This window comes from Campylobacter sp. W0066.1 (assembly GCF_024723635.1).
GTDB classification, from domain to species: Bacteria; Campylobacterota; Campylobacteria; order Campylobacterales; family Campylobacteraceae; genus Campylobacter_D; species Campylobacter_D lari_C.
This window is the reverse complement of the sequence record NZ_JANQCW010000024.1, coordinates 1-10145: the sequence shown is the minus strand read 5'-3', so window position 1 is coordinate 10145 and position 10145 is coordinate 1. Positions and strand designations below refer to the sequence as shown.

The window sequence follows — 10145 nt, the reverse complement described above, 5'->3', positions numbered from 1 at the left end:
TCCGCTAAAATGATTTCTTTATTAAATTCCTCGCTTAAAAGCTCTTCTAAATCAGCAACTAAACTGACTAAAGCTAGAGAGTCTAAAAATAATTGTGATTTAGAATTCGCTGTTTTTAATTCTAAAATTTCATCTGATAAATTATCTAATGCTTGAAATATAATTTTTTCAACACTATTTCTCATAAATCATCCTTATGTAACTTTATAATTTATACAATTTTTATTAAAATATAACATAAAACTTCTATTTATCAGTTTAAATCAACTGTGTAAAAATACAATTATTTGATATAATATAGTTAATATTAATAACTTAAGGTGCTTGATTGAACAATTTACAATATGGGAAAAATCTTTGTATTATCCCTGCGCGCGGTGGCTCTAAACGCATTCCTAGAAAAAATATCATTGACTTTTTAGGAAAGCCTTTAATTACTTATAGCATAAAAAGTGCTTTAAATTCGGGTATTTTTGATGATATAATCATATCAAGTGATGATGATGAGATCATCGAAGTAGCTTTAAAATATGGCGCTAAAGTCCCTTTTGTACGTAAAAAAGAATTAAGTGATGATTATGCAAGCTCAACCGCTGTAATCCAAGATGCTATTATTACCTTAGAAAAACAAGGCAAAGTCTATGAAAATGTATGTTGTTTATACGCTACTGCTCCACTTATAGATGAGTTTATCTTGCAAAAAGCTTTTGAGCAATTTAAACAAGAAGAATGTAAATTTTTATTTTCAGCTTGCGAGTTTGAATACCCTATACAAAGAGCTTTTTACCTTGATAAACAAAATAAAGTTTACATGTTTGATGAAGCAAACCATGATAAACGCTCACAAGATCTTACTAAAGCTTATCATGATGGTGGCGCATTTTACTTTGGCAAAAAAGAAGCATGGTTAAAAGAAAATTTTTTATTCAAACCTCATTCCAAAGCCTTTTTACTTCCAAGGAATAAAATTTGCGATATTGACACTTTCGAAGACTTAGAATTTGCTAAAATGCTTTATCAATTTAACAAAACCAATACCCTTTAATCTTCATTATGTTTTAAATTATATCTCAATTCAAAAAATCTATATGCTAAGTCAAATATAAATAAAAAACTAAGCAAATAACAAATCAAAGAAAAAATATTGAAAATTAAGCCAATGCTTATTAAAATTACCAGCAAGGTAGCATCAATTCCAAGCAAAAACCCTCTTTCTAAAAAGTATTTTTTAACCCCAAAACGTTTTATATTTTTTACCTTTCTTAAATTTTTTAAAATATAATGAGGGCAAATCGTTCTATGTAAATTCATACAAATGATCGCTAAACAACATTCAAATAAACTAATATAAGATGCAATATATGCCATAATAAAAACTCCATTGAAACCGATATGATCTACAACTTTATCCAAATAACTTCCAAACTGAGAACGCAAGTCTTTATATCTTGCCAACATTCCATCTAAGCAATCTAATGCACAATAAACAAAATATAAAATACCAGCCAAAAGTGTAAAATGATTGTAAATAGCTAAAAAAGATATAACAATTAAAACTAAAGAAGAAATAGTTATATGATTAGGTGTTATTGATGTTTTTGAAATAGGTATTAAAATGTATTTTTGCAATAATAAAACTCTTATAATATACTCTGTAGGATAATAAGACATTTCAAGTCTTTGTCGTTTTTTTAATTTTTCATCTAAATTCATTTTTTATCCTTCAAAATACATAATTTTATATTTATTTAAGCATATTATAACATAAATAAATCAGTGTATACAGTATGAATAATAAAACAATTTTATACTCATAAGCTATTTCTTTTTTTACTTAAAGTATAATACTTACTCATAGTTTTAGAATATAAAGATAAGGAACCTTATGTTAAAGAAAAATTTAGAACATATAAAAACTAAACTAGGACAAATACTTTCTTCTATAACGCATTCAAAATACAAAATAATACAAGGCAGCGATAGTTTAGATATAAATTTTTTAAATACCGAAGATAATACTTTAGTTTATAAAAATCCTTTAGAAGAACTAAACACAATGTTAAAAATTTACAATGAAAAATATCGTCTATATCCTGTATTATATTTTTATGGATTTGGAAATGGAATTTTATATAAAGCTCTTTTGCAAAATCCTCACCATAAGATTATTATTGTTTTTGAAAAAGATTTAGAGATTATCCATAGTGCTTTTAGTGTGTTGGATTTTAGTAAAGAATTACAAGAAGCAAGATTGGTAATTGTCAATACAAATTGTCTAAAAATCATAGACTATGAATTAATGTGTAAACAACAACCTATGTTAAATTTTGCAAGAACATATTTTTTAGAACTACATTCTGATTATTATGAAAGATATCACGAAGATATATTAAAAGTCAATAATAATATGCTAGAATACTTAAAAAAAGCTGTATTAAAATATGGAAATCTACCTCTTGATGCTCTTCAAGGGGTAGAGCAATTTACTTATAATCTTCCTAAAATGCTAACACATCCAAGCTATCAAGAACTTTTACAAAAAAGAAAAAATCTAAGTGATACTGCTATCATTGTTTCTACAGGACCTAGTTTATCCAAACAACTTCCTTTGTTAAAACAATATGCTGATAAAGCAACTATATTTTGTGCAGATAGCGCCTACCCTATCTTAGCCAAACACAATATTAAACCTGATTATGTTTTAACCTCAGAAAGAGTAGCTTTAACTAGTGAATTTTTTAATAATAATTTTGGAGATTTTGATAAAAGTATAACTTTTATCATAAAATCATATGCACATCCTAACACAATAAAATATCTAGAAAATAATAATAGAAATTATATTCTCATTTCACCTACTGATGCAAAATTTATATATTTTATGCAATTACATGCCTATGGATATCTTATAACTGGATGCAGTGTTGCAAATATGGCTTCTAACCTAGCTTTTAATCTAGGTCACAAAAATATCATTTTAATTGGCCAAGATTTAGCCTATAGTGATGATGGAATTTCTCATTCTAATGGCTATACTTATTTAACTGATAATTATAAAAATGGCAAAATTTATAAAAAAGACTATGGAAAATATGAATGTGAAGCTTACGGGGGTAATGGAAAAGTTCAAAGTTCTTTTGTATGGAATTTATTCCGACAAAATTTTGAAAGCGATATTGTATATTTCAACCACTATGGAACAAATGTATATAACTGCACTGAAGGTGGGGCTAGAATTAAAGGGGCTATAGAAGAACCTTTTAAAAAAATATGTGAAAAATTCTTGACAAAAGATTTAAAAAAACCTTTTATTTCACTAGAAAATCCAACTTCAAACAAACAAAATGAATTAATGCTTAAAGCTTACACTAAAATCAAAAAAAGCATTACACATTGCCACACTCTAAACAATACTATCGAAGCTTATTTAACTGATTTAAAATGGTCTTATCAAAACATTTACTCCGATGAAAACATAAAAAATATGATTAAAAGTATTGATGAAATTAAAACATATATAGAAAATTTAAAAGGTATGGAAGAATTACACGAAACTTTAACTCCACTACTTGCTCAATTTGAATTTAATCTTGCTAAAATTTATGTTTTAAACCCTATCAATGAAGATGATGTATATAATAAATCGCTTTTATGGATAAAAGAACATATTGATTGGCTTGAGTTAATTATTGCTCATATCAAAGCTCACGAACAAGCCTTGCATAGAGGTATAATTCCTCTGCAAGAAACTATTATACAAAGAGGATATGGACACAAAATCAAATGAAAGTTCTTTTTAGAAGCGATAGTTCTAGCATTATAGGGCATGGGCACATTAAAAGAGATCTTTTATTAGCTAAACAATATCAAGATGTATCTTTTGCTTGTTTACCACTAAAAGGCTCTTTAATAGATGAAATTCCTTATCCTGTGTATGAGTTAACAAGTGTTAGCATATATGAACTCATCAATCTCATCAAAAAAGAAAAATTTGATCTTTTAATCATTGATCATTATGAGATCACTGCAGATGATGAAAAACTTATTAAATTAGAAACAGGAATTAAAATTCTAAGTTTTGATGATGAAATAAAAGAACACTTTTGTGATATTTTACTTAATGTCAATGCTTATGCTAAAGAAAGTGATTATGAAAATTTAGTACCAAAGTATTGTGAATTAAGATGTGGCTTTTCCTATGCTCTAATACGCGATGAGTTTTACCAAGAAAGCAAGATAAAAAGAGAGAAAATTTATGATTATTTTATCTGTATAGGGGGAAGTGATCCAAAAAATATTTCCTTTGATATAGCAAATAAACTAAATAAAAACAAAACTATCATCATAGCTACCACAAAAGCAAATTCTCATCTAAACTTGCTTCAAAAATTAAGCCAAAAAAACTCTAATATGCAAATTCTAATAGATTATCCTAATCTTGCAAGATTAATGAATGAAAGCAAAAAACTCATCATTAGCGCAAGCTCATTAGTCAACGAAGCTTTGATTTTAAAAGCCAATTTTAAAGCCATAGCTTATGCTAAAAATCAAGAAAAAATTGCAGTTTGGCTTGCTAAAAAAGGTTATGAGGTGGAGAGTTTTATATGATAGTTTTAAAAGATTTTATTCATTTAACTCAAGAAGAAATCGAGCTTGTTTTAAAATGGCGTAACGATGAAAGCATTGCTAAATTTATGAAAACACAAAATATAACTTTAAAAGAGCACTTAAGTTTTTTATCTAGCCTAAAAACAGATACAACTAAAAAATATTTTTTAGTTTATGATGGCAAACAAACCATAGGTGTAATCGATTTTATTAATATAACCAACCATTCATGTGAGTTTGGGCTTTATGGTATAAAAAAAGGTGTAGGTGAACTTTTAATGCAAGAAGTTAAAAACTATGCTTTCAATGTTTTAAAAGTTCAAACTTTAAACGCTTGTGTTTTTAAAAAAAACACAAAAGCTTTAAATTTGTATTTAAAACATTCACCTATAGAAACAACAAAACATAAAAAAATGCTTTATTTGAAATATATACAAAAACCTATTATTGAAAAATTATCTTCTATTAATTTTAATTGGCTTAATGAATTAATCAGCTATGAAATAAACAAGAAAAATATTATTTTCAACTTTATTCATAATGAAAATATTATTTTGAAAAATTTTATCAATCTAAACCACAAAGAAAAAGAAAAAATTAGACTATACAGAAATCACCCTGAAATCAAAAAATATTTATATCAAAAACATTATATTACTAAATACGAACATAAAAAATTTATAAAAAAATTAAAACAAAATACTCTTAAAAACTATTATTGTGTAATTTATAATAAACAAATTCTTGGAAGTATTAATTTTGAAATCATTTCTGATAATACTATTGAATTTGGTTTTTATGCAAATCCTTTTTCTAAAATTTCAGGGTTAGGTAGAATTTTGGAGCATATTGGTATATATTATGTTTTCAAAATAAAAAATCGTCAATTTCTTCAATTACAGGTATTTTGCGATAATACATTTGTTGTTAATTTGCATAAAATATTTAAATTTAACACAATTGATAAATTTAAATTCCAAAATGAAACTATCTTAAAAATGCAACTAACAAAGTCTGACTGCAATACCATTTTCTAGTAAATGATTTTTAATATCATTTGGAGTATATTGACTAAAATGAAATATAAAAGCACCTGCTAATGCATTCGCACCATGTTGTATAGCTTTTACCCCATCTTGAGGCTTAGAAAGCCCCCCATTGATAATAAGTGGAATTTTTAATTTACCTTTGAAATACTCTAGTAATTCCCAATCATACCCTAAAGAACCTCCTTCTTTATCAACACTTGTTAAAAGTATCTCCCCTGCTCCCAAAGATTCGTATTTTAATGCAAGTTCTAGTGGATCAATATCTAAAATTTCATTATTAAAAACTTTAAATTTATTTTTATCTTTTTTTACATCAACCGAGCATACTACACAAGAACTTCCAAAAGTATTTGCTGCCTTTTTAATAAAATCTGGATCTTGCAAAGCCATAGAATTAATGCTGATTTTATCTGCACCTATATCTAACACTTTTCTAATATCTTCTAAAGTTCTAATCCCACCTCCAATAGTTAAAGGCATAAAGCATTCATTAGCTATATCTTCTAAGCTTTCAAAATCTATAACGCCATTTTTATTGATATCCAAAACTATAAGCTCATCAACATTTCTAGCATTATATATCCTAGCTGTGCTTATTACATGCCCTATAGTTCTAAAAGAAGAAAAATTGATACTTTTTACAAGCTGATGATCTTTTAATAACACGCAAGGTATAATTCTTGTTTTAAGCATATTAGGCCTTTAAATTTGCAAAATTTTCCAAAAGTTTCAAACCTACATTTTGGCTTTTTTCAGGGTGAAATTGCACAGCAAAAATATTATCTTTTTCAAAACTTGCACAAAAAGGTTTTTCATACTCACAAAAAGAAGTCTCCACTCTCTCTAAACACTCTACATAATAAGAATGCACAAAATAAAAATCACTTTTTTCTAAAATTCCATCAAAAAGTTTGCTTTTTTTATCACTAAATTGTAAATCATCCCAACCACTATGCAATAATTTTTCTTTACTTAAATCAAATTTCAAAACCCTTGCTTTTATAAAATCAAGCCCTTCACACTCTCCGCCCTCATACCCCTTACTAGCAAAAAGTTGCATACCAAGACAAATCCCCAAAATAGGCTTTTTATCTTTTAAAACACATTCTTTTAAAAGCTCATCTAGTGCAAGTTTTTTTAAATTTTCCATACCTTGTTTAAAAGTTCCAACGCCTGGTAAAACTAATTTAGAGGCATTTTTTATATCTTCTTTTTTAGAACTTATAATCACTTCTTGATTAAGTTTTTCAAAAGCTTTCAAAACAGATTTAAAATTTCCAAGATGATAATCAACAATACAAATCATTTCAAAACAAACTCATCTTTTTTTATCAATGATCCATCACTATCTCTTAAAAATTTACCATTTTCATCGCGTTTAAATATCTTTTTATTAGTATAAGAATCTACAATTTTTTCAAATTCTTTTTCACTAAAACCACTAAATTCCAAATACTTCTTAATAGCCTTTTTAGGTAGCTTTCCATCATATTTATTTACAAGTCTCACGCCCTCTTCACGGCTAATATAGCCAAGTCTTATATCCAAGCACGCATTATCCGTAGCTCTTCCAAAACCATATTTGCAGTATTTTAAATAATCATGCACATGATTTGAATAACAATCTAAATTTTCAAAATTCTCATAAGTAGTTTCAACTGGTTTTGTACTAGTTTTAAAGCCATTTTCTTTAGATATTTTTAAATTATACTTATAATCCCATTTAAAATAATATCCCAAAAATAACCCTGTAACTCCTACTCTTTGAAGCTCTTCATCACTTGGATAAGTATAAAAATATAAATCCTTTTCTCTAATACCATCAACACCGATCATATCAGAAATTCTATTACCCAAAAGCCCACCAAATTCTTCAAGCCACTCTCTGCCTAAAGTATTTTTTTCTTTAGAACTAGCTGGCCCACCATACTCAATCTGCGGACTTTCCCCCCAAATGATCAAAGGAATGCCAAAAGCAACAGCTACCTTTGGAACACAAGTGAAAATTCCCAAATGGTTTTGCCATTCATTATCGCCCGTTCTTATAAAAGCTTCGCGGGCTAATTTTTTATACACCAAAGGATTTCTTTTGATATGGATCAAATCAACACCAAGATTGTTTAAATTTTTTAAATTCTTTTTACCTATTTTAGTAGGGATGCTTGGTTCAAAACAAACACACAAAGGATTAAGTCCAAGCTCAAGACATTTTAAAACTTGAAAAGTAGAATCCTTACCACCACTTACCCCTATCACACAATCATACACAGGATGTTTTTTATATTTTTTAACGAGTTCTAGAAATTCTTTTTCACGCTCTTGCCAATTTATCTCATGATTTTTAGCTTCTTGCGAGCAACACGCATCACAAATTCCCTCATCATTAAAATGCAAATCAGGCTTAGTATCTGGCATAACGCATTTTTTACAAAATTTCATATTAACTCCAAAAAATCTTTATAATCATCATAAATCGACTATGATTATATTTTCTAAAGCTAAATAAATTTTATTTTGTTACAATATTTTTATTTAAAGGTTTATAAATTATGGATTTAACTTTACTTCCTTATATGATTATAGGAATTTTTTCAGGTATGGCTTCAGGGGTTTTTGGCATAGGTGGTGGTATGATTATCGTTCCTTTCATGCTTACTTTAGGGCTTAGCTCTCACCATGCTGTTGCAATTTCTGTTGTACAAATGATTTTTGCTTCTATTTTTGGTTCTTATTTAAACTATAAAAAGAAAAATTTAATCTTAAAAGATGGTCTTATCATAGGATTTGGAGGCTTTTTAGGTGCGATGTTTAGTGGACTTTTGCTCTCATATTTTTCAGATATAACTTTAACAAGTATTTTTTTATGTGTGAGTATTGTATTCTTTTTAAAATTTGCTTTTAATCAAAAAAGCACCATTGGAAACATCAACCACTCTAATACCTTAAAAAATTCTATTTTGCTAATTTGTGGTGCATTTACAGGAATTTTTGCTATATCTTTAGGGATTGGTGGTGGGCTTTTAATCACCCCTATTTTGGCTTATTTTTTAGGCTATGATACCAAAAAAATAGTGCCACTTAGCTTATTTTTTGTGATTTTTGCTTCCATTTCAGGGATTAGTTCTTTTATATATAATGACATCATTGATAAAGAAGTCTTACAAAATGGAAGCTTAGTAGGACTTAGCTCTATGCTAGGGGTTTATCTTGGAATTAAAATCATGGAAAAAATCAACCTCAAATCCCACCGCATAGCACTTTTAGGCATCTACACTCTTTCTATAACTATGACTATTATAAGTTTGATTAAAAAGCTAAATTTATTTTAATCTATCGGCAAATTTTTGCCTATTAGAAGTATAGACAAAGCTTAAAACCTCTGCCACTGCTTTAAAAAGCTCTGGTGGGATAAGATCATTAACTTCACATGCTTTATAAAGTTCTCTTGCTAAAGGAGGATTTTCATAAATCATCACATTATACTCATAAGCCATATCTTTTATACGCAAAGCTAAAAAGTCCACCCCTTTAGCTAAAACTTTTGGTGCAGCTTCTTTAGAGCTATCATAACGCAAAGCAACCGCATAGTGGGTAGGGTTAGTAATCACAACATCAGCACTAGCAACATCTTGCACCATTCTACGCCTTGCTGCTTCCATTTGCAAACGACGAATTCTTCCTTTTACCAAAGGATCTCCCTCGCTTTGTTTAAATTCATCTTTAACCTCTTGCTTACTCATGCGTAAGTTTTTAAAGTATTGATACCTTACCAAAAGTACATCTAAAAGCCCTATAATCAAAAAAGCTATGATAACAATAGCTGCAAGTATAATAGCTTTATCCCTAAGCCATAAAAGTTGTGGATAAATCGTATAAAGTTCTACCCTAGGAAGCTCTTTCATAAATTGTAATAAAAAAATAAAAGCAATACCAAAAACCACTCCAACTTTAAGAATAATTTTCAAAGCTTCAATAATCTTTTTTAAAGAAAAAAGATTTTTAAGTCCATTAATAGGGTTAATTTTGTTAAAATTTGGAGTAATGGGCTTAGTGGTAAAAATAAAACCAAATTGCATTAAATTTCCAAGCACACCTGCAACCATAATTGTTAGAGTAATAGGTAAAACCATAATAAACATTTCTATCATGGTTTTTATAATAATTTTTTGCAAGATTTTTAAATCAAGTTCTATACCTATAAAACTTTGATAAAACCTATATAAACCACTAATTCTCTCACCTATAAAAGGCATCATAAACAACACAACAACCACAGCTATAACAAGCACAGCCACAGCAGATGCATCTTGGCTTTTTGGGACATTACCCTCTTGCCGTGCATCTTCTATTTTCTTGGACGTGGGTTCTTCTGTTTTTTCTTGATCATCAGCAGCCATAAAAAACCTTTAAAAATTTAAAGCAAAATTATAGCATTTAAATCCAAGTATAAACAAATTTAAATACTTGGATTTATTTCTCATTCAATCC

At 28.1% G+C, this 10145-nt stretch carries 10 protein-coding genes and 1 pseudogene; 5 read left to right on the top strand and 6 right to left on the bottom strand.

The features are described 5' to 3' along the window. Positions 1-185: pseudogene (locus CAMP18497_RS07830) on the bottom strand (hypothetical protein); the annotation flags it as partial. A gap of 143 nt (positions 186-328) precedes the next feature. Here CAMP18497_RS07830 and pseF point away from each other — a divergent pair. Continuing rightward, positions 329-1045 (top strand): pseudaminic acid cytidylyltransferase, encoded by a 717-nt coding sequence (gene pseF / locus CAMP18497_RS07825; RefSeq protein WP_337213635.1) that lies wholly within the window; start codon positions 329-331, stop codon positions 1043-1045. Here the strand turns inward: pseF and CAMP18497_RS07820 are convergent. Continuing rightward, positions 1042-1713 carry a CDP-alcohol phosphatidyltransferase family protein gene (locus tag CAMP18497_RS07820; RefSeq protein WP_337213633.1) on the bottom strand — a complete coding sequence of 224 codons (672 nt, stop codon included), beginning with the start codon at positions 1711-1713 and terminating at the stop codon, positions 1042-1044. The two genes, pseF and CAMP18497_RS07820, sit on opposite strands and share 4 nt — an antisense overlap. A gap of 172 nt (positions 1714-1885) precedes the next feature. Here CAMP18497_RS07820 and CAMP18497_RS07815 point away from each other — a divergent pair, with 172 nt between their 5' ends. The 3 genes from CAMP18497_RS07815 to pseH are packed head-to-tail and all read left to right on the top strand — an operon-like array spanning position 1886 to position 5645. Then, positions 1886-3787: a motility associated factor glycosyltransferase family protein gene (locus CAMP18497_RS07815; protein WP_337213631.1), complete on the top strand. Its 1902-nt coding sequence runs from the start codon at positions 1886-1888 to the stop codon at positions 3785-3787. Next, positions 3784-4608 (top strand): UDP-2,4-diacetamido-2,4,6-trideoxy-beta-L-altropyranose hydrolase, encoded by an 825-nt coding sequence (gene pseG, locus CAMP18497_RS07810; RefSeq protein ID WP_337213629.1) that lies wholly within the window; start codon positions 3784-3786, stop codon positions 4606-4608. Before CAMP18497_RS07815 ends, pseG begins: the two co-directional genes overlap by 4 nt. Then, positions 4605-5645 carry a UDP-4-amino-4,6-dideoxy-N-acetyl-beta-L-altrosamine N-acetyltransferase gene (pseH, locus tag CAMP18497_RS07805; RefSeq protein ID WP_263678081.1) on the top strand — a complete coding sequence of 347 codons (1041 nt, stop codon included), beginning with the start codon at positions 4605-4607 and terminating at the stop codon, positions 5643-5645. Before pseG ends, pseH begins: the two co-directional genes overlap by 4 nt. Here the strand turns inward: pseH and CAMP18497_RS07800 are convergent. Genes CAMP18497_RS07800 through pseA form a run of 3 tightly spaced genes read right to left on the bottom strand, consistent with a single transcriptional unit; the run spans position 5613 to position 8096 of the window. Then, on the bottom strand, positions 5613-6350 hold the full coding sequence (locus CAMP18497_RS07800; RefSeq protein WP_263678079.1) for a HisA/HisF-related TIM barrel protein: 738 nt from the start codon (positions 6348-6350) through the stop codon (positions 5613-5615). The genes pseH and CAMP18497_RS07800 overlap by 33 nt on opposite strands. A gap of 1 nt (position 6351) precedes the next feature. After that, entirely contained in the window at positions 6352-6963 is a 612-nt protein-coding gene (gene hisH / locus CAMP18497_RS07795; protein WP_337213626.1) for an imidazole glycerol phosphate synthase subunit HisH, read from the bottom strand. Continuing rightward, complete coding sequence (gene pseA, locus CAMP18497_RS07790; protein ID WP_263678077.1) at positions 6960-8096, bottom strand: pseudaminic acid biosynthesis protein PseA; 1137 nt, start codon at positions 8094-8096, stop codon at positions 6960-6962. Before pseA ends, hisH begins: the two co-directional genes overlap by 4 nt. Positions 8097-8206: 110 nt before the next feature. On the opposite strand from pseA, the gene CAMP18497_RS07785 reads away from it, so the two are divergent. Then, positions 8207-8986: a sulfite exporter TauE/SafE family protein gene (locus CAMP18497_RS07785; protein WP_337213624.1), complete on the top strand. Its 780-nt coding sequence runs from the start codon at positions 8207-8209 to the stop codon at positions 8984-8986. Here the strand turns inward: CAMP18497_RS07785 and flhB are convergent. After that, the gene (flhB, locus tag CAMP18497_RS07780; protein WP_263678076.1) at positions 8978-10054 is read right to left on the bottom strand and encodes a flagellar biosynthesis protein FlhB; all 1077 of its coding nucleotides are present in this window, start codon (positions 10052-10054) and stop codon (positions 8978-8980) included. The genes CAMP18497_RS07785 and flhB overlap by 9 nt on opposite strands. Positions 10055-10145 lie beyond the last annotated feature (91 nt).